This window comes from Vibrio sp. TMPB1044, assembly GCF_030442075.1.
GTDB classification, from domain to species: domain Bacteria; phylum Pseudomonadota; class Gammaproteobacteria; order Enterobacterales; family Vibrionaceae; genus Vibrio; species Vibrio satsumensis.
Genome location: NZ_JAUJED010000003.1, coordinates 217,367 through 237,110 on the forward strand (window position 1 = coordinate 217,367; position 19,744 = coordinate 237,110).

The window sequence follows — 19,744 nt, forward strand, 5'->3', positions numbered from 1 at the left end:
CGCCGCCCATCTGAGCGGCGTTTTTGTTTATAAACTAATACTAGCTGGTTTGATTCTTGAGGGTCTGGAATCCAAAATAGATACGCATAAATGTGGTTAGCCAACACGCGGCACCAAAGGTGTAGGCGAGAACCGCAAAGTGTTGAGGCCAAATACAGAAAGCAATGAAACAAGCGATGGTTTCTGTGCCTTCGGTTAGTCCAGACATGTAATACAGAGACTTATGTTTATAGACTGGGTTTTCAATGCCTCGCTTACCAGCCATAACCGCAAACGCTAAAAAGCTGCTGCCTGTGCCGATAAAAGAGAAAATCAAAAATGCACCGGCAATAGCGTTGTGTTCTGGGTTGGCGATAACAAAGCCAAAGGGGGTTAATGAGTAGAATAGGAAATCTAGGCTGATATCGAGGAAACCGCCCGCATCACTAATGCCTTGGATTCGAGCCAAGGCTCCATCAAGCCCGTCGCAAACCCTGTTAAATACAATAAACCCTAACGCCCATTCGTATTGTTGAAATGCCAATGCTGGAAACGCTAAACATCCAACCAGAAACCCAAACAGGGTGGTTTGGTTGGCTGTGATGCCGAATCTATTAAGTAGTTTGGCTGATTGATTTAATGGCCACTTAATGACCTTAATAGAGTACTTATCCAACATGGTTACTTCTCCATGGCCAAGACAAAACTTTTGCCCCTTGAGGCACATCGGCTTGGTCGTGCGTCACCATTAATGTCGGAATATCCGCTTTAGTGAGTTGCTCAAATACCCAGTCGCGAAACTGAGCTCTGAGTTCTTGGTCGAGCTTACTAAAAGGCTCATCAAGCAACGCCAATTTCGGTTTCGCCAATAGCATACGAGTTAAGCTAATTCTCGCTCGCTGGCCGCCAGATATTTGGTCGGGAAATGACTCCGCCAAGCGGGTCAGTTCAATGTCTTTTAACGCTTCCATTGCTTGTTGTTGGCGATCTGATCCCTTAACCGAGTTTGGTAACGAAAAGGCCAAGTTCTCCCATACTTTTAGGTGTGGAAACAACAAGTCATCTTGAAACAGAATGCCGACTTCACGCTGATGTGATGGGAGCTCGTCTAGCTGAATATCGTTCAAAATAACGGTGCCAGAGTATGAGAACTCGTCATTCAGGTGACCCGCGATGGCATCTAACAAAGTCGATTTTCCGCAGCCGCTTGGCCCCATCAACGCCAATATTTGGCCTGATTCTAATGTTACGTTTAGCGCTGAAAACAGCGATTCGCCATCGGTTTTACGGATGGTGAGGTCGTTGAGGTACAGACTCATTACTTAGGAAACCTTTAAAAGTAAGACGGCGATATCTAAGTTGAAGTCGGCTGACTAATATCGCTAAAGAGAAAAAGAACAGAGGCAATAGGGCCTGCCAAATGGCATAGATTGCTGTCACCCTGCGGTCGAAACCACTGGTTAGGGCAACGGCTTCGGTTGTGATCGTGTTAATGCGACCCGCACCGAGCATCAATGTTGGCAAATACTGAGCCAAACTCACGCTGATTCCGACCGCCCAAGCAAAGGCGATAGCAGAAAGCAAAATTGGCAGTTTGATTGAATACCAACTCTGAAATGGCGATTTACCCAAGCTCAGTGAAGCTTTTATCAGCCCATCATTGAAGCTTTTCCATGGGCCGTCCAAAGACAAGTACACAAATGGAAAGGCGAAGAATACGTGTGCCCAAATCACCCAAAACTCATAGGCGTTGCTGCCTATGTATAGGGTGGTCACTTGCATGCCAAACAATACTGAGAGTTGAGGTATCAACATGGGAATCGCGATAATAAAGCCCGGAACTTGCCACTTGTATTTGATTCGGTATTCGTGAGCAACCAGCGCAAGCAACAAAGCGACTGAAGCCGCAATCAGACCAATCCATAAGCTTTGACTAACGGTGCTCATGATGCCATCCCACTCGAACTCCCAGAAGCGCACGCTGTAGCGGCTCGGCAGTAAATCAGGGAAACGCCAGCGCTGAGCAACGCTCCAAATTGCCATTAAAGGAATGACCAGCAATGAAAGGCTAGCAAGGACAGTGAATATGGTTTTCCCCGGCAAGTTAGCCCCTGTTCTTCCTGAATACTGCCAAGTTCGAAAGTACTTAAGAATTGCCCATTCAACTAAACGCGCCAAGGCGATGATCAATGAAGCTAAGCCAAACAAAACGATAGCACCAGCAGCAGCTCGCGGGAGTAGATTAAGATCGGGATCGTTGAACCATTGCCATACTAAAACGGCAAAGGTCGGCGGGTTGGTTGGGCCAATGATCAGAGCAATATCGACAACCGATACACTGTAGGCGAGTACCGCCAACATTGGGAATCGAAGCTTAGTAAACCATTGTGGGAAAATACATTTCCACCAGATCTGAGCACGACTATAACCCAGAGATGCACTGACCTTAGTGATACGCTCTACATCAATTTGCTGAAGTATCGATATGCTCATCAACAATAAGAAAGGGACTTCTTTAAGCGCCAACATGATGATGAGGCCGAATGCGTATGGGTCTTTGACCAACAAAGCTAATTCAGAACTCGTAGCCGATTCACCAAGTAAGTGATGTACGGCTCTTGCGCCAAGGCCTGTTGGGCTAAATAAAAACGCAAAGCCAATGGCGAAAGCCACATGTGGAATGGCAAGCATTGGCGATAGCGTTAACTCAATCTTTCTCCAAAATTGGTTTCCCCAAGAGGCTTGAAGAATACAAAAGGTCAGGAAGCAGGCAATATAGCTGCTTGCAATCGCTGAACCTAGACTTAAGCCAATAGAGTGCCAAGCCCCTTCCCATTGAAAGACTTGGCTAAAACCGTTGAGTGTTGGCTCATCTAAACCTAGGGGCGGGATGAAACTCAGTGATGAAGCCACGACTCCCGCTACCCCAGGGATGGTTGGGATAATGCACACAGCTATAACAACAAAATATAGAGCGCGTAGCATGGAGGTTAGTTACCGTATCGCTTAAGCCACTCTTTCTCGAGCGCGTTTTGCCAACTAGGATGCGGTTCATCAATCGATTTAAATTGCTGGGTGTTTTTAGCGCTGCCAGTGAGGTACTTGCTGCTCAGAATCGAAGGATCGCCCCAAACATTAAGGTCACCTTTGCGAGACTGTGCTTCTGGGCTCAGCAAGAAGTTAATGGTCACTTGAGCACCTGCGGTTGCATTGGCATTCCAAGGAATCGCAAGGAAGTGAATGTTAGATAGAGCGCCGCTATCTAGAGCATAAGCCTTAGTGGTTTCCGCTAGGCGACCACTTGCTTGTGCTGAATAAACAGAGTTTGGATTAAACGTAATCGCGAGGTCGAGCTGTCCGTCATCCAGAAGTTGAATGCTTTCAGATGTACCTGCAGGAAATTGCTTTCCGCCTCGCCATGCCACTTTATGGAATTTATCTAAGTAAGCCCACAGTGGTTCCGTAACTTCTTGGAAGGTATCTTCTGAAACGGGTTTAGCAAGCGCAGGACTGTTGTTTGTTAGCTCAATCAGTAGAGACTTAATGAAGCTCGTACCATGAAACTCTGGTGGGCGCGGGTAGCTTAAGCGATTCGGGAAAGCCTGAGCGTAGCTCAACATCTCTGAAAACGATTGTGGCGGATTGTGCAGTGTTTCTTGGTCGTGGATGAAGACAAGTTGCCCAACGCCCCAAGGTGCTTCAAGGCCTTCTGTTGGTTCAGAGAAGTCGACATCAATCGGTAAAGATTTATCGACATACTGCCAGTTTGGAAGTGTTTGAGTGAATGGTCCAAACAACAAAGCGTTGTCTTTCATTGAGCGGAAGTTCTCGCCATTGATCCAAACGATATCAACACTGCCTTCAGTGTTCTTTCCTGCCGCCTTTTCTGCGAGTAAGCGAGTGGTAGTTTCTGCAATATCGGTTACTTTCACATGTTTTAAGGTAACACCGTACTCACTTTGTAATTTCTTGCCCGCCCACTGTAGGTAACGATTGATTTCTTGGCTACCGCCCCAAGCGTGAAAGTAGACAGTTTCTCCCTCTGCCTGCTGTTCTATTTGGTTCCAACTGTCGGTGGATGTTGCTTCATCAGCATAAGTGGTTGCGCTGTATGCAACGGTTGCCATGATTCCTAACGTACTTACTATCTTGTTCATAAACTTTTCCATTTGGTAGTGAACGGGCAAGAGCATTGTGTTTTCGAACGCCCTAATAGTTATTCTATCCGTTTCTCAAATAAATTCTAATTCAACAGTAAATTCAATCAATTACTTGAGAACAGGCAGGGAGTTCGCGGTTGAGTTTGTTTGATATGCGATCGTCTCGAAAGCTCGACAGACTTTAGGCTCTTACCATCCTAGCAATAGACCGATAAACCAGTGAATTTATTGCATCTAAATGAGAGATATTTGAGGTTTATTGGAGGTTGGTACGAAAAGTAGTCGATGAGTGTTAATTTTGAAGGTGTTGTGAGGGTAAGAAGGCAATAAAAAAGGAGCCATGAAGGCTCCTCTAATCAATATCTATTTCGAGAACGGATTAGTTTACCCAATCACGAATTGTGTACGTTAGCGTGTGTACATCGTTTTTCAGTACTAGCGTATCGTTTGTTAGGGTTACGTCGCTCCACTCGCTTAGAGTAGCAGAAACCGACTGTTCGATTTCCATCGCAGAGCCGTGACACATTTTCATTGTCATGCCCATTTGCTTTATACGGAATTGACCGTCTTTCAGCTCGCCTTGACCGAAGAAGTTGTTACAACCAGCCATGCCGTTTGCAGTCATCTTTTCGCCGATCTCTAGACGAGGAGCTGCTTGGTCTTCGCTTTTCACAATGTCCTTGCCATCAATTTGCGCAAGTTCCCAATTATGGTGCTGTAGATCGGTTGGTGTTACTTGCATCGCGTTGTCACCTGTTGTTGTGCATGCTGCTAGCATCATAGGTAAAGCGGCTACTGCTAGTAATTTTTTTGAACTAAACTTCATATTATAAGGCTCCAAAGGAAAGAACGAAGTTACCGAATAAGTGTAACTTGATGGGTTCAAAGTATAGTTTACAAAACACTATATGTGTCAGTATAAGGTCATAGTTTAGTATGGATTTCATGAGCTAGGCGATAAATTAATCGCTTATTTTTGAGATAGTAAGCGTAATTTTGAATGTGTAAGGAGGCACGGTGGAGCAGTTAGAGTTTTTCCAAGTTCCAAGCCCTTGCGTTGGGGTTTGTTCAAGCGATGACAAAGGCTATTGCAATGGTTGTATGCGCAAGAGAGAAGAGCGCTTTAATTGGATGTCGATGACACCGTCAGAACAATTGCACGTGATAAAGCTGTGTCGTCAGCGCTATAGACGAAAAATAATGAAGCAAAAAAACTTGGTTGGTAAGTCGGTCGACGAAGAGGGAAATACAAGTCCCCAAAGAGATCTTTTTGGCTAAAGAGGATGTATTAAGATTTTATTTAACTCCGACGTAACTATTACTTTACATAATGGTTGGGGTGTAATATTAAGATAGGTACTTTTGTACCTGAAGGAGTGGTGTCGGTATGAATAAAAAGAACGTAAAACTCAAAAAAGAGCCAGTCAAAGCACTGGATCGTAAAACGATCGGGGCGAAAGATGACCCTGAAGAGGCTCCGCGTGATTGGCATTCGATGTCAGAAGAAGAACGAATGGAAATCCTTTCTCACCTTTCAGACATGCCTTTTCAATAACACCACTGGTTCTTCAGAGTCTTTCTTAACCCCCTGTTTTCTTAAATAAACAGCTTTCTGAAATAAACATATTATTAAACAAACATGTGATTCGCTTTCGTTACACCACGATGATACGTGCAAAATGTATCATCGGCTTCGGTGGTTTTACTGTGAATCTTAATGTTTGTGATCACTTCAACAGCCCCTGCATCGTAGCAAGCTTGCTCTGCTTTTTTAACGATATCGAGTAATTGGTTGAGTTCACCTTTCATCGTGGTTTCCATTGCACCAACCTGGAACGGCACATCGGATGCTTTCACAACTTCAATGGCTTTATCAACCACTTCGAAGTTGTTGCCTTCTTTAACGCGAGGTATTACTTGGAAGGCAACCATCACTTCTTTTTCTCTTTTTAACTCAGACACTTTCTGCTTACTCTAGGATAGGGAATTGTTGCAGATGATAGGTTAATGCGGAGATAAATACTACAGCGGCTATGCTGGTTGGATTACTCTTATTGTTCTACTTATTACCCCAGTGGTCGCTTACCCAGCCACCTATGTGTTCATCAAAATGACTGCCACTGAACCTCTGGTTGCGTTCCACCGAGGTATCACAATCATCTTTATTATCTAATAGGGTTTGTATGTAGTTTGCCATCGGGTCATTGGAACGTTGACGATCTCGGCGGGTTGCCACTTCCTTAATCAGTTGTAATCGATATGTAGAGCTAGCACGTTTCATTTCAATGACCTCCTGTTGTAGACACTAATAGAAAAATCTAGTTGCCAGATATAGGGGCGTCAACGTGATTTGATAGTATTTTTTTTGAGCAACCAAGAATCAATACGTTGGCATCGTAATTCACAAAAGTGTCATTTAAGTTGGCAGCTTTAGGGAAGTTTTTGGGTGTGGATTTATGTTTTGTTGCATATAAAAAAGCCCAGTGCAAACTGAGCTGACCATTCTATTTCTGATTGCTTAGAGCTATTCCTGGTTACTTTGAGCTATTTGTTTTGCTTTTAAACTGCTTAATGCTCTTCTTTTTGGCTGTTCTTCGATTGGCCATTTTGTCTTTTGGCGGACGCTTACGAGCTGTTGATTCTGATGCAGGTTTATCAGTTACAGGGAAACCTTCCAACGATTGCAACGGAAGTGGCTTATTAGTCAGAGTTCGAATCGCATTGAGGTGCTCGTTTTCACTGTGGCTAACCAGCGAGATAGCACAGCCTGCGCTTCCTGCTCTCGCCGTTCTTCCTACGCGATGTACATAAGTTGCTGAGTGAGAGGGCAATTCAAAGTTGATCACAACAGGTAGCTGATCAATATGTATGCCACGAGCCATCACATCGGTTGCGATAAGCACGCGAGTTTCACCATTTTTGAAACTCTCTAATGCCTGTATGCGCTCTTCCTGGCTCTTGTTGCCATGTAACGCACTTACGCTGATCTTGGCTTTGTTCAATCGCTTGGTTAATGCGTCTGCATTGTCTTTGGCGCCAATAAAAACCAACACTTGCGGCCATTGGTTTTGATTAAGTAGGGCAATCAGTGCTTGAGCCTTGTTGCCTTTGTTCACGAGATACAGTGTTTCTTCAATGGTTTCGACAACGCTGTTTTCTTGGTGAATCGTGATCTTCTCTGGGTTTGATAAAAGCGCTTCAGCCTGATTGACCAACTCTGGAGGAAGTGTCGCTGAGAATAGCAGTGACTGTCGTTTCGCTGGCAGAGCTTCGATGATCGCTTGAATATCAGGCCAAAAGCCCATGTCGATCAATCGGTCTGCTTCATCAAGAACCAATGACACACATTGAGTTAACTCTAATTCGTCACTTTTGATAACAGCCAGCAATCGGCCCGGTGTTGCGATAGCAAGCTGTGGCCCCGTTAATAATTGCTGTTGTTGGTCATCTGCGTTCACACCCCCAGTTAACGTAATCGTTCTGATATTAAGAGCAGTTGCGATGGGTTCTAAAGACTCAGCGACTTGAGACGCAAGTTCACGTGTTGGAACGATAACAAGTGCTTGCAGTTCATTTACATCATGATTGATGTTGTTCAGCAAAGGTAAGCCGAAGGCCAATGTTTTACCGCTACCCGTTTGAGCCAATGCAAGTACGTCTTTCCCCGTAATAATTGTAGGAATTACCGCTTGCTGTATCTCTGTCGGCTTATTGAATTGAGATGGGAGCGCGGACACGGTTTTTGCGTTAAGGGTTAGGCTATCAAATGACATAAATGAACCAAGTATCAAAAGGGATGTGGAGTCTAACAGGGCTGCAAATGTTAGAGAATCAGTTTTGTACGTTACACGATAAACGTATTGATTATACGCGCGAATTATATATGTTAGCCATACGTGATAATTAAGCGTTTGTCATATTGTAATGGCAATGAATGGACGTACAATGTCCGCCCTAAAAATGTTCATGAAATGAGATCGAAATGAGTTGGGACAGTATCTGGCTGTTTATTGTTATCGTGTTTTTTATTGCCATTATTCCGGGGCCTAATGCTTTATTGGTATTAAGCACAGCCTTAACTCAAAGGAAGCTGTTCGCATTTGTGAACGTGTTGGGCGTGTCATGTGGTTTCTTTTTTCATGCCTTTATCTCGGCCAACGGCATAAGTCTGTTACTGTCGAACACCCCCATGGCCTTTGAAGGGCTAAAATGGACTGGGGTTTTTTATCTTGTCTGGCTTGGGTATAACCATTTTCGTGCGGCACTGCGCGCTCAAGAGGGCGTACTTTCAGTGGTAAGTGCATCGGGAAGTAAGTTATATAACCAATTTTTCAAAGGGCTCCTCACTAATCTTCTGAATCCTAAAATCGTCCTGTTTTATCTTTCTATATTTCCTCCATTTGTTTCAAAAGATGCGATTGTGGCAGACAGTCTCATGCTTGGTGGGATTCAGGCGTCAGTGGTATCGATGTGGTTCTTGGTTCTGATCTTAATGGCGGATACGTTTAAGCGCTTGTTGGTTCAAAAGCGAACCTCACAAATGATGAACATCGTTTGTGGTGTTCTATTCGTGGGCTTCAGCATCCAGTTGGCGTTGTTTCAGCTTTAGGGGGCGACGTGAAGAATTGGCTATTTAGCTATCGGTTCAGTTCTGATTTCCGTCTCAGTTCTCATTTTCTACTGAATGCTAAGCAATCCTTGTTTCTCTGTATAAATCTCTAAAGCATTATCCCGGCAAGTCGATATAATAATCAGCTATCAATTTGGTGAATGTGTTTGTTTGAAACCAATTGAAGCTAAAGTTTATTGCTTGACCGAATAACCGAGACAGGGAGTCATTAATGCGTGAAGATTCATTCACCCAGAAACGCAAATATTACCGCTTAAAGTACCCTCAAAAGGCACGCCCGGTGATGCGAATTAAGGATGAGCTTTTTCATGTCAGTGAAGTGTCTGAAAAAGGTGTACGCCTGATGATGCGCAACATCATTCCGGTTTATCGTGGCTTTTCAATGGCCGGCACCTTGAGGTTGCATGACAACAACAGTGTCGATATTAGTGGTGCTGTATTGAGACAAGAGGGCGATGAAGTGATCGTTCAGCTATCACAAGGCCCCAGCTTCAAAGATATGGTATCTGAACAAAGGCATATTAGGCAAAGATACCCGGTATTTTTTGCAAGCCTGAGAGTGGCTTAAAAGCGACTGACGTAAGTTCCTTAAGGCGCAAATAGCTTATTCTAAGCAGAGATTAAAAAGCCCAGCACTTTCATAAGTGCTGGGCTTTGTTATATTGACCAAACTAGATAGAGAGTCAAATAAAGAGCATGGCTAATCTATAGCTCGTCTACTGTTGCCCAAACTGCTGCTAGCATGTCGTGCCCAAATGCGGCACTACGCTCTGGCGACCAGCCGTAAAGTTCGTCAGCGTGGCTGATGTGATCTTTAAATGGCATCTCAACCGTGTAAGCCAAACACTTGAACTGCTCGCCAATCCAGTTTGTACCAACGGTCATGTTCGCTTTGCCTGGTTCGTCTTTGTCGTAACCAAACTCATCTTGGAACTCTGGCGTGATCGTCAGTAGCGCTTGCTTGAAGTGGTTCTCTAATTTAGCAATACGCTCATTGTATGAAGGTGTGCCTTCGCTACCAGCAACAAAGTTATACGGGATTGCTTCGTCGCCGTGAATGTCTAGACATAGGTCAACGCCCTTTTCTAGCATACGCTCGCGAACAAGGAATACCTCTGGGCTGCGTTCCATAGAAGGTGATTGCCATTCACGGTTCAGGTTTACGCCGATCGCGTTGGTACGCAGGTGACCGCGGATACTGCCATCAGGGTTCATATTAGGAACAACGTGGAATACTACGCTGTCTAGCAGTGAACGACCTACCGTGTCCGTTTCATCAAGCAGACGTTGAAGTAGACCTTCGATCAACCATTCAGCCATAGTCTCGCCAGGGTGTTGGCGACCAATAACCCAGATATTTTTCTTCTCTTCACTTGGCTCGCCGATAGTTAGCAAAGTGATGTCGTTGTTGTCTAGCGTATGACCCAGAGTTTCAAGCTTACAAGCCGGGTGCGTTTGAGCACTGTGCAGAAGATCTTGATGACGATCATATGAGTACGGTGCGAAGTACGCGAAGTACATTGAATCGTGCTCTGGAATGATATCAAAGCTTAGTGTGTCGCCATCGAATTGAGATGGGATACGGAACCACTCTTCGCGGTCATACGATGCAACCACATCGTAATCTTTCCAGCCTTCAGGGTATGCAGACGTTGCCAGTTGGCCGATTTCAAAGTGGTGTGCTTGTTGAGCATCGCTTTCTAAACGGAAGTGAAACCACTGAGAGATTTCAGTCTGGTTGTCTGCTGGGATAGTCAGTTGAATGTTTTGTGGTGAATCTGCTGAAACGACGTGAATGTTGCCGCTTTCGAAATTGCTGAAAATTTTCATTGTAGTTTTTATCTCGTAGTTGAGTTGCCGTAAGACTAGCACACTTTTTTTCGAGCAAACCACTAACTAAATCGTAATGAGATGTTATTTCAACTATCTACTTTTTAGTTGTCTATTTTGAACAATTACTTCCAATCTATCGGCGCTGACAAGTCGTACACCCGCGACAGGCAGAACGTGTGTGGCGATCTAACTTGCTACGTTGCACCTTGCAATAAGCGTTTTTCAATGCCCTTCGTCCAGAAAACCAATCATCAGGTTTCGCAAGAATCAGATAACCATTAAAGCGTTTCACAAGCTCGACTCTATTTTGGTCGATGAACTTGCTATCAAAGCCAATCTCAAAGTAATCAAGCGCTTGTTCGATGGCAGTGAAACTCGCTATTTTTTGTTGGAATTCTGTTTGGCTCATGGGAAGTAGGTTTCTGTTCTGGTGACAACTATTGTATCGAGTTTACGATTTGTTTTATTGATTTTAGTTATGACTTACCTGGGTTTGAAGCGTGGGCTTTTTTAACTTGAAGTGATCTTTTTAACTCTTTGAGGATTATAGATAAAGTATTAAAAAACTAAGACAGGACAGAACCAATGAATCGAATCAATCCAAAGAAACTACTTCGCAGTAAATGGACGGCCGTTAGCCCTTTGAAGAAAGAAAAGCACTTTATGGTCACAGAAGTTGAATTTGATGAAGGGGAAGTAGTGCGCTGCATGATAGAGGCAGTAATGACTAAACGAGAAGAAAACATCAATTGGCGAGAGCTTACTGATAATCAAAATTGGCTCCCAGGTTGGAAGTAGGGCTAGAAGCCTGTTTGATTCTAATCTGTTGTTAATGGCGAACTGGCGTTTATCGGATACTCGACGCACGCCCTTGCCAGTATTTAAGGCCTTCTAATACACCTTCAGCATGTGTTGCTCTACTCGTGTATACGTTGTCTCTATCCGATAGGTGAGCAACCTCAGGATAATGATTAGCGACCAATATCGAGTTTACGCCCTCAATGGTGAGCATCGAGGTGTCGTTAGCAGAATCACCCGCTACGCACACTTCCGCAACGCTCAAATCATGTTGTTTGAGCAGATGATGAATCGCGGTAGCCTTATTGACGCCCTTCGGGGTGATGTCCAGATACCAGTCGTGAGAGTAGGTGAGATGTACATCCAATCCGTGCGATTCCAAACTTGATTCGATCAACTCATGTTGAGGATCAGACAGTTTCCCTTCAAAAGTAATCTTGTAATCACCTTGATGGTTTTCGAAGCGCTCACCCATAAAATCAAGTGGTGCGAGAGCCGTCTCTACCTTTGATTTGTTCCAAGAAGCTTCCAGTTGGTTATGCCAAACATGGTCTGGTTTTTGGGAATGAACATGATGAATTTTCGTGCCCACATCGCTAATAATACTGTGTGGTTTCGGGTAGTTATCCGATTCTAAACCCACTCGAATCGAAGGTAATGTTCTTCCCGTCGCTATGATAAAGCGGATATCAGGTTGCTCTGTGAGGTAATCAAACAACTGGTTAACACCGTGAGATGAACCACCATCAAGCGTACCGTCAAAGTCACACACCAACATTTTTATCATTCGAATTCCTTGTCTTTTTCTCTATTTCGTCACGGGAAAATGTTTATTTCTTTTATAAAGAATGGCTCAGCAATGAGCACTCTACAAGTTGATGTCCAGCTTAGGTAATCACCAATTGAGAGTTTTCAGCAAGTATCACAGTTGGTGTGGTGTATTAAAATTCTTGGTTGAAAAATTTGATTTAGACTCGCTGACTTTAGCCGGTTGACCTTTGGTTTTTAGGTAGAGATTGAGAGTAGATTTTAGCTTTGTTGCCGAATGAACTTTCGCCTCTGAAACGCCATGAAAGCTTAATAAATAGTTTGTATTCGAATTATTTGTGCACGAACTAATTGTGGGTTTTCTTGGTTCATCCAGCCTATTAATTGCTCTAATGTAAAATTAATATTCAATAATCTATGAGTAAGCAATACATAATATTGGTCGTATGTTTGTTTAATTTATTCTTTTAATTATCAATATCTTGTCGTATATTGGCTTGTTTTTTGAACTTGGCATTATTGGTGTGGTTTCTGGTTATCTCCTTTCTTTGCCGAACGAAGCTCCTTGATTTACACTTGTTAATTACTTAGAGTGCTAATCGTTTTTCGGGTTTAAATAACCATTTTTAAGTTTAAATAACTGAGAAAGGATTAGATTACATGGATCCCATACTGGAAGTTAAGGGACTGTACAAGGTGTTTGGTGAAGACACCGACCGTGCTTTTACAATGATTAATGAAGGCGCGAACAAAGATAAAGTTTTCGAAGAAACAGGTTTAACGATTGGCGTTAACGATGTTTCTCTTAGTATTCAAGAAGGCGAGATTTTCGTAATAATGGGACTGTCAGGATCTGGCAAATCAACCCTAGTACGCCTTCTTAATCGCTTGATTGAACCTACCAAAGGTAATGTGTTTCTTCGAGGCAAAGACATTGCCCACATCTCAGAAGATGAACTCCGCGAAGTCCGCCGCAACAACATCTCAATGGTTTTCCAAAACTTCGCATTGATGCCTCACATGACAGTAATTGAAAATGCCGCGTTTGGTCTTGAGCTAGCGGGTGTTGAAGTCGATAAGCGAAAACAGTCAGCATTCGAAGCGTTAGAGCGAGTAGGTCTTGGCGCGTATTCAGAATCTTACCCTGATGAATTGTCTGGCGGTATGAAGCAGCGTGTTGGTTTGGCTCGTGCTCTAGCTTGCGACCCTGATATTCTGTTAATGGACGAAGCCTTTTCTGCACTCGATCCTTTGATTCGTACTGAAATGCAAGATGAGCTTATTCGCCTGCAAAATGACGATAAACGAACCATTGTTTTCATTTCGCATGATTTGGATGAAGCGATGCGTATCGGTGACCGAATTGCAATTATGCAAAATGGCGAAGTGGTTCAAGTAGGTACTCCAGACGATATTCTTAATAACCCAGCTAACGATTATGTCGAAGCTTTTTTCCGTGGTGTAAACGTAGCAAGCGTGCTTACTGTGAAAGACATTGCGCGTAAGAAGCCAGCTGCGGTATTTAAGAAATCAGAGCACGACGGCCCAGCTTCCGCTCTACAAATCTTGATGGATAACGACCGCGAATACGGCATCGTAGTTGAGAAGACCAGTCGTTACTCCGGCATCGTCTCTATTGATTCCCTTCGTAAAGCCCATAAAGAAAACAAATCACTCGTCAGCGCGCAGCTCGATGATGGTTTAACGCTGAACCCTGATTTACCAATCAATGATGTGCTTGGCCTTGTTGGCGGTGTGCCTTATTCCGTTCCTGTTGTGGACGAGCAAGGTAATTACTTTGGCGTTGTGACTAAGTCACGACTGCTACAAACATTAGATAAGGGATAGATCATGTCGTCTGAACAAACAAATAATGACCCATGGTCACAGTCTACTCCTGCCGCTCAACCTGCAAGTGATCCTTGGGGCCAAGCCGCTGATACTTCACCATCTGCAGATTGGCTAAGCAGCGAAACCGTCGAAACGACACCTTTTGATCCACTTAACCCATTTGCAGAAGCAGTTCTGCCTGTTGATACTTGGGTTGAGTCTGGATTAAATTGGTTAGTTGAACACGGACGTCCGTTATTTCAAGCAATACGTGTGCCTATCGATTTCATCCTAAGTTCATTTGAAACGGCGTTGGTGTCTACACCAGCTCCGTTTATGTTGATCATCTTGTTTCTCGTCGCATGGCAGTTTTCAAATCTGAAGCTTGGCGTGGCTACCGCAGTATCGTTGACGTTCATTGGCTTGATTGGCGCTTGGTCTGAAGCGATGACCACACTTTCACTGGTTATGACGTCGGTCTTCTTCTGTCTGTTGATTGGTTTGCCCATGGGGATATGGCTCGCGCGTAGTAATACTGCGGCTAAATTCGTACGCCCAATTCTCGACGCCATGCAAACGACGCCAGCCTTCGTTTATCTTGTACCCATCGTAATGTTGTTTGGTATCGGTAACGTTCCGGGTGTCGTGGTGACCATCATATTCGCACTTCCTCCTGTTGTACGTTTGACTATCTTGGGTATTCAACAGGTGCCGGAAGATTTGATCGAAGCGGGTCACTCATTCGGCGCAAGCAAAAAGCAGATGCTATATCGAATTCAATTGCCATTGGCGTTGCCAACCATCATGGCAGGCGTAAACCAAACACTAATGTTGTCGCTATCGATGGTGGTTATCGCATCAATGATCGCGGTAGGTGGTTTAGGTCAAATGGTACTGAGAGGTATCGGCCGTTTAGATATGGGATTGGCCGCTGTTGGTGGTCTAGGCATTGTTATTTTGGCAATCCTACTTGACCGCATTACCCAAGTTCTTGGGGTAAATGCAGGCAATACAAAATTACGCTGGTATCACATGGGGCCTGTTTCTCTTGTGCTAAAAGCTTTAAATCGCGGTAAACAATCAGAACTATAACTAAGGAAAAACACCAATGAATAATTCATGGAAGAGCAAACTCGCAGTTAGCATCGTTTCTACATTAGCAGTATCAACGAACGTGTGGGCAGCAAGCTTACCGGGTGAAGGTGTATCAGTTCAGCCAGTTCAATCGTCTGTTGCGGAAGAAACATTCCAAACGTTGATTGTTAACCGCGCTCTTGAAGAGCTTGGCTACGACGTGAAATCTACGCAAGAAGTGGATTACAATGTAGGTTACACCTCTATCGCAAAAGGTGACGCGACGTTCCTAACGGTAGGTTGGTTCCCCCTTCATGCTGATAAATACAAAATGGCGGGCGGCGATGACAAATTCTACCGCGAAGGCCAATATGTAAGTGGTGCCGCTCAAGGTTACCTAATCGATAAGAAAACGGCAGAAAAGTACAACATCACTAATATTGGTCAATTGACTGATCCAAAAATCGCCAAGCTGTTTGATGCTGACGGTGATGGGAAAGCAGATCTTACGGGCTGTAACCCAGGTTGGGGCTGTGAAATGGTTATCGAACACCAACTATCGGCATTCAAGCTGGACGATACGGTAACTCATAATCAAGGTAACTATGCGGCGATCATTGCCGACACAATTTCACGTTACCAGAAAGGTGAATCAATCCTTTACTACACGTGGACACCTTATTGGGTGAGTGGCGTATTGGTGCCTAACGAAGATGTAGTATGGCTAGAAGTTCCGTTCTCTTCACTACCAGGTGAGCGTGCGAATGTTGATACTACTTTGTCTAATGGTAAAAACTACGGCTTCGAAATGAACTCAATGCGCATTATTGCGAACAAAGAGTTTGCTAAGAACAACCCATCAGCGGCTAAACTTTTTGAAATCATCAAACTTAACATCAATGATGTAAGTGCTCAGAACATGATGATGAGCAAAGGTAAAAACAGCTCTGCGGATATCGAAGCGCACGTAAACGGTTGGATCAAAGCGAACCAAAGTACGTTCGATGGTTGGATTACAGAAGCGAAGAAAGCAGCGCTGTAACTTTGACTTGTATTTGCTCTGTCTTACAAGACATTTTGATTTGATGAGCGTGTTGAGTGATTGTGTAGAGTCACTCAATCACCTTCAAATCAAGTGAAATGGCGACAGAGTGAACATTAAAAAAGCCAGCAGTCCAATTTAGATTGCTGGCTTTTTGTTTTCTGTTTCTATTCTTGAGCTTCTAGCTTCTAGCTTCTAGCTTCTAGCTTCTAGCTTCTAGCTTCTAGTTTTTAGTTATAGCTCTAGCGTTCGCCTTGAACTTCGAAGTCATCACTTATTAAACGAGCGCAGCCATCCGCTTCCAGTGCCCAGTGCTCACGATGTACAACACCAAACGCCTTGTTCATTGTCCAGCTAGCGGTAAGAATGTAGCCGCCTTCTGGGTGCTCTTCCCACTTAACATCGGTGTAATCAACGTCTTTGAAGCCTTGGTCTATGATATTTTGCCAAAACGCTTGAATCGCTTCACGACCTTCAAAGGTACCAAATGGGCGAGCTTCCATTACACACGACTCCGAGTACTGATCCGCACAACCTTTTGCATCTTGGCTGTTGAATGCTTTCTGCCATGCGTTAATGCCTTGCTTACATGCTTCTAATACTTGGTTGTTTAACATTGCTTTTCTCCATAGCAGTCTTCTTTCAAACACTGTGTCTTTGATTTGGGTGTCTCGATAAGTTGGATTGAGTTTAGTCTTGGAAATTGATTTGAAAAACAGAGATAATAGAAAATACTGTATGTAAAAAGAGAACAATAGAATGAGTAAGCTAAAGCAGATGTCGATTTTCGCTCATATCGTAGAGCAAGGCTCAGTATCGGCCGCGGCTGAAAAACTAGAGTTGTCTAAATCTGTTGTCAGTCAGCATCTAAAAATTTTGGAGCAAGAGTTAGGTGCTTCACTTCTCAAGCGCACAACACGAAGACAAACCCTGACCAGTATGGGTGAGCGTTTCTATTTAAGTTGCAAAGACATTAACGTGATTGCAGACTCGGCTTGGGATATGGCCAAAGCTGAGTTAGAAGAGCCACAAGGTCGAATTCGAATTACGGCTCCGAATGCGTTGATGGATCTATTGGTTGCGCCTGTTATTGCAGAGCTGATGAAGCAATACCCAAAGCTAAAACCAGAACTGATCAGTGATGATCAGCACTTAGATTTCATGGAACATGATATTGATCTCGCAGTTCGAGTAGGCAGCTCCCGTGACAGTAACCTTAAGCAGAAGCGCTTAGGCGAGTTCAAAGATGTGTTGTGTGGTGTTGAAGGTATGCAAGATAGAGAGCTTGAATCTATCCCTTACATCGCAAATTCTTGGCAGGGGAAACAGGTGACTCATCACTTTAGTTCTCAAAATGAACAAGACTTTGTCTACCAACAGCAAGCCAGCTGTACCACCAACTCTTTTCACAGTTGCCTTGCCTTGATCAAGTCGGGCGTTGGCATCGGTGTGATTCCAGATTTCTACCTTCATCAGCTATCCGATGAGGTGGTCGACATTATTCCTAGTTTTCAATTACCCACTAACACGGTTTATGCATTGAATCCGTTTACTTCAAATACGCCAATCACTATCCAATTGTGTGTTCAAGCGTTGGAAGAGAAGCTCAAGCAGAACTTAGCATAGCTATTAATACCCGGTGTTTAACCATATTTACTAATAAAAGAAATAACATGTTTATTGCTCAGTAATTCAATCTTGTCGATAGTCAGTACGCAGTAGCGGTAGTTTTTGTTTTTGAAGTTGATGTTCGACTTTTCTTCTGTTGGTTCTGAAAACTTCCATATTTCAAATCCGATGTTCTTCATAAGTTCCAATGCACTTGGGTTCTTGATGATCATGGAATACTTTTTAATCTTAGTATTTCTTGCAAGAAGCTTCATATCGGAAATTAGATTCGCAATAGATTGTTCGCGCTTCTCAGAGTGACCGCTAACCACAATATAATTTAAGTTATGATTAGAATCTAAAGAGCAGGCTTGCTTAATATGCAGATGCTTATTTTGGTATTGCTCGAATACCTCTTCGTTGAAGAAAAAACCTAGGCTATGACTAACAATATCGCCATTAACATTGACCAGTTTTCTGCCATGCGCCTTTTTTTCACTGTAATAGAGAAACAGATCGATAGTATCGAGGGCTGAAGGATCCACCTTTGTATATTGTGAAATCAGCTTTATTCTATCTATTACTGCTTTGTCATTCTGATCTGTCATCAATGGCATGATCTTACAGTTACAGCCTTCTTCAATATCCCCTTTAGTGATAGATGATATTCGGCTTTGAAATGAAAAAAACCGTTCACTCAGGAAATCTTCAAGTAGTGCAGTGTCTTCGTTCTCTTCGGAATCAAAGGACTTCAACGTTGTATACAAGTCTAGACCAAGGCAGTCCAATAGCTTTAGGGCTTTGTAGTTACTTGGCTTTACTTTGCTATTTTCCCATCGATTTATCGTTACGACATCTACAGAGCTGAATTCATCATCTAAGTGATTAATGTATGCCGCAAAATCCTTTTGCGTTAACTTCAATTTCTTGCGCGCTTCGCGAAGTAATTTCGGAAATTTCATCATGGTAGAGTATTCACCTTTGATTAGTGACATTACGTTCCGATTCGTCAGATAGTCTATTTTATCAATCGTTAATATACAGTAGCTATAATGTTTATCTTTGAATGTGATATTACATTTTTTAGCAGAAGGTTCTGAAAATTTAAACACTTCAAACCCTAGGCCCTTCAAGAGTTTCATCATGTTGGGATCTTTTACTAAAACAGAATATTTTTTAATATTTTTGTTCTGAGAAAGTAACTGTATATCTGAAACTATATGCTCAATAACATGATCTTTTGTCTCTGAGTGTGAGCTTATATTAAAATAATTTATGCTTTTGCCTGAATTTAAAGAGCAGGCCATTCTGAGATCTAGCTCTTGAGTTTTTAATATCTCAAATTGATGGTCTTCAAAGAAAAAGCCTACGTTGTGACTCACAATGTCACCATCTGTATTGATGAGCTTGTGACCGTGTGCTTTTTTCTCACGGTAATAGAGATATAAATCAATTTGGTCCAGTGGCGAAATGTCGACTTTTGTGAATTTAGAAAGTAGTTTGATTCTGTCGATAACGCTAGTGTCACACGGCTCTGACATTAAAGGCTGTGACTTAAAATTTCGTTGGCCTTGTTTTTTATTGAGGCCTGCTAGAGCTGAAATTCGACTTTGAAATGAGCCGTGGGATTCGTTAAAAAACGCTTCGATTAGTGTATCTTTTTGTTCGGACTTGAAGCTCTTTATTGTCTCAAACAAATCTCCGCCAAGATACTGTAAGATCTTGAGTACTTTGTATGTACTTGGCTTTACCTTATTGTTTTCCCAACGATTTATCGTTACGACGTCAACCGCATTAAATTCATCGTCCAGCTGATTTAAGTAGGTTGCAAACTCTCTTTGCGTAAATAGAAGTTCCTTTCTGAAGTTACGTAACAACTGTGAAAACTCACTCATTAAAACATTAACCTTCTGATAATTAACTCAATGTCTCGATTCTAATTTAGACATCAGACTCTCTATTTAACATCTTCGGTAATTTGTTTTTTACGGATGTTAATTGTTTGGGTTGATTGATCGGTAT

General features: G+C 43.1%; 22 protein-coding genes. 9 read left to right on the top strand and 13 right to left on the bottom strand.

Going from position 1 to position 19,744, the window contains the following annotated elements:
• Positions 1 to 40: 40 nt before the first annotated feature.
• From QQ041_RS01375 to QQ041_RS01395, 5 genes are all read right to left on the bottom strand, one after another.
• Positions 41 to 658: a CDP-alcohol phosphatidyltransferase family protein gene (locus tag QQ041_RS01375; RefSeq protein ID WP_285952940.1), complete on the bottom strand. Its 618-nt coding sequence runs from the start codon at positions 656 to 658 to the stop codon at positions 41 to 43.
• Entirely contained in the window at positions 648 to 1,298 is a 651-nt protein-coding gene (locus QQ041_RS01380) for an ATP-binding cassette domain-containing protein (RefSeq protein ID WP_146491883.1), read from the bottom strand. The genes QQ041_RS01375 and QQ041_RS01380 overlap by 11 nt, the downstream gene beginning before the upstream one ends.
• The gene (locus QQ041_RS01385) at positions 1,264 to 2,964 is read right to left on the bottom strand and encodes an ABC transporter permease (RefSeq protein ID WP_285952941.1); all 1,701 of its coding nucleotides are present in this window, start codon (positions 2,962 to 2,964) and stop codon (positions 1,264 to 1,266) included. Before QQ041_RS01385 ends, QQ041_RS01380 begins: the two co-directional genes overlap by 35 nt.
• 5 nt (positions 2,965 to 2,969) lie before the next feature.
• Positions 2,970 to 4,136: an ABC transporter substrate-binding protein gene (locus tag QQ041_RS01390; protein ID WP_285952942.1), complete on the bottom strand. Its 1,167-nt coding sequence runs from the start codon at positions 4,134 to 4,136 to the stop codon at positions 2,970 to 2,972.
• A gap of 382 nt (positions 4,137 to 4,518) precedes the next feature.
• The gene (locus QQ041_RS01395) at positions 4,519 to 4,965 is read right to left on the bottom strand and encodes an META domain-containing protein (protein WP_004734625.1); all 447 of its coding nucleotides are present in this window, start codon (positions 4,963 to 4,965) and stop codon (positions 4,519 to 4,521) included.
• Between the two features lie 191 nt (positions 4,966 to 5,156).
• Here QQ041_RS01395 and QQ041_RS01400 point away from each other — a divergent pair, with 191 nt between their 5' ends.
• Together QQ041_RS01400 and QQ041_RS01405 are read left to right on the top strand one after the other, a co-directional pair.
• Positions 5,157 to 5,417, top strand: a complete 261-nt coding sequence (locus QQ041_RS01400; RefSeq protein WP_032545919.1) for a DUF1289 domain-containing protein — start codon at positions 5,157 to 5,159, stop codon at positions 5,415 to 5,417.
• Between the two features lie 109 nt (positions 5,418 to 5,526).
• On the top strand, positions 5,527 to 5,694 hold the full coding sequence (locus QQ041_RS01405; protein ID WP_186728085.1) for a hypothetical protein: 168 nt from the start codon (positions 5,527 to 5,529) through the stop codon (positions 5,692 to 5,694).
• A gap of 74 nt (positions 5,695 to 5,768) precedes the next feature.
• On the opposite strand, the gene QQ041_RS01410 is transcribed toward QQ041_RS01405, so the two are convergent.
• From QQ041_RS01410 to QQ041_RS01420, 3 genes are all read right to left on the bottom strand, one after another.
• On the bottom strand, positions 5,769 to 6,071 hold the full coding sequence (locus QQ041_RS01410; protein ID WP_061018985.1) for a thiamine-binding protein: 303 nt from the start codon (positions 6,069 to 6,071) through the stop codon (positions 5,769 to 5,771).
• Between the two features lie 127 nt (positions 6,072 to 6,198).
• Complete coding sequence (locus QQ041_RS01415; protein WP_146491886.1) at positions 6,199 to 6,420, bottom strand: hypothetical protein; 222 nt, start codon at positions 6,418 to 6,420, stop codon at positions 6,199 to 6,201.
• 253 nt (positions 6,421 to 6,673) lie between these two features.
• Positions 6,674 to 7,912, bottom strand: coding sequence for a DEAD/DEAH box helicase (locus QQ041_RS01420; protein WP_285952943.1), 1,239 nt, complete (start codon positions 7,910 to 7,912; stop codon positions 6,674 to 6,676).
• A 209-nt stretch (positions 7,913 to 8,121) separates the two neighbouring features.
• Between QQ041_RS01420 and QQ041_RS01425 the strand changes: the two genes are divergently transcribed.
• The gene (locus QQ041_RS01425) at positions 8,122 to 8,748 is read left to right on the top strand and encodes a LysE family translocator (RefSeq protein ID WP_285952944.1); all 627 of its coding nucleotides are present in this window, start codon (positions 8,122 to 8,124) and stop codon (positions 8,746 to 8,748) included.
• Positions 8,749 to 8,980: 232 nt separating this feature from the next.
• Positions 8,981 to 9,337, top strand: coding sequence for a hypothetical protein (locus QQ041_RS01430; RefSeq protein WP_048658352.1), 357 nt, complete (start codon positions 8,981 to 8,983; stop codon positions 9,335 to 9,337).
• Between the two features lie 137 nt (positions 9,338 to 9,474).
• Here QQ041_RS01430 and QQ041_RS01435 read toward each other — a convergent pair whose 3' ends face one another.
• The gene (locus tag QQ041_RS01435) at positions 9,475 to 10,599 is read right to left on the bottom strand and encodes a M14-type cytosolic carboxypeptidase (protein WP_285952945.1); all 1,125 of its coding nucleotides are present in this window, start codon (positions 10,597 to 10,599) and stop codon (positions 9,475 to 9,477) included.
• 136 nt (positions 10,600 to 10,735) lie between these two features.
• Positions 10,736 to 11,011: a nitrogenase-stabilizing/protective protein NifW gene (locus tag QQ041_RS01440; RefSeq protein WP_146491890.1), complete on the bottom strand. Its 276-nt coding sequence runs from the start codon at positions 11,009 to 11,011 to the stop codon at positions 10,736 to 10,738.
• A 176-nt stretch (positions 11,012 to 11,187) separates the two neighbouring features.
• Here QQ041_RS01440 and QQ041_RS01445 point away from each other — a divergent pair, with 176 nt between their 5' ends.
• The gene (locus QQ041_RS01445) at positions 11,188 to 11,400 is read left to right on the top strand and encodes a TIGR02450 family Trp-rich protein (RefSeq protein ID WP_017065368.1); all 213 of its coding nucleotides are present in this window, start codon (positions 11,188 to 11,190) and stop codon (positions 11,398 to 11,400) included.
• 49 nt (positions 11,401 to 11,449) lie between these two features.
• Here the strand turns inward: QQ041_RS01445 and QQ041_RS01450 are convergent, their stop codons facing one another.
• The gene (locus QQ041_RS01450; RefSeq protein ID WP_146491891.1) at positions 11,450 to 12,187 is read right to left on the bottom strand and encodes an HAD-IIB family hydrolase; all 738 of its coding nucleotides are present in this window, start codon (positions 12,185 to 12,187) and stop codon (positions 11,450 to 11,452) included.
• A gap of 641 nt (positions 12,188 to 12,828) precedes the next feature.
• On the opposite strand from QQ041_RS01450, the gene proV reads away from it, so the two are divergent.
• From proV to proX, 3 genes are read left to right on the top strand one after another with little or no spacing between them, the layout of a single operon-like run.
• Positions 12,829 to 14,016, top strand: a complete 1,188-nt coding sequence (gene proV, locus QQ041_RS01455; RefSeq protein WP_285952946.1) for a glycine betaine/L-proline ABC transporter ATP-binding protein ProV — start codon at positions 12,829 to 12,831, stop codon at positions 14,014 to 14,016.
• Between the two features lie 3 nt (positions 14,017 to 14,019).
• Positions 14,020 to 15,090, top strand: coding sequence for a glycine betaine/L-proline ABC transporter permease ProW (gene proW, locus QQ041_RS01460; RefSeq protein ID WP_285952947.1), 1,071 nt, complete (start codon positions 14,020 to 14,022; stop codon positions 15,088 to 15,090).
• 16 nt (positions 15,091 to 15,106) lie between these two features.
• On the top strand, positions 15,107 to 16,114 hold the full coding sequence (gene proX, locus QQ041_RS01465) for a glycine betaine/L-proline ABC transporter substrate-binding protein ProX (protein WP_285952948.1): 1,008 nt from the start codon (positions 15,107 to 15,109) through the stop codon (positions 16,112 to 16,114).
• 242 nt (positions 16,115 to 16,356) lie between these two features.
• On the opposite strand, the gene QQ041_RS01470 is transcribed toward proX, so the two are convergent.
• A complete protein-coding gene (locus tag QQ041_RS01470; RefSeq protein WP_146491895.1) occupies positions 16,357 to 16,731 on the bottom strand; it encodes a nuclear transport factor 2 family protein in 375 nt (124 codons plus the stop codon).
• 142 nt (positions 16,732 to 16,873) lie between these two features.
• Here QQ041_RS01470 and QQ041_RS01475 point away from each other — a divergent pair, with 142 nt between their 5' ends.
• A complete protein-coding gene (locus tag QQ041_RS01475; protein ID WP_285952949.1) occupies positions 16,874 to 17,740 on the top strand; it encodes a LysR family transcriptional regulator in 867 nt (288 codons plus the stop codon).
• Between the two features lie 17 nt (positions 17,741 to 17,757).
• On the opposite strand, the gene QQ041_RS01480 is transcribed toward QQ041_RS01475, so the two are convergent.
• Positions 17,758 to 19,617, bottom strand: a complete 1,860-nt coding sequence (locus tag QQ041_RS01480; RefSeq protein WP_285952950.1) for a helix-turn-helix transcriptional regulator — start codon at positions 19,615 to 19,617, stop codon at positions 17,758 to 17,760.
• Positions 19,618 to 19,744 lie beyond the last annotated feature (127 nt).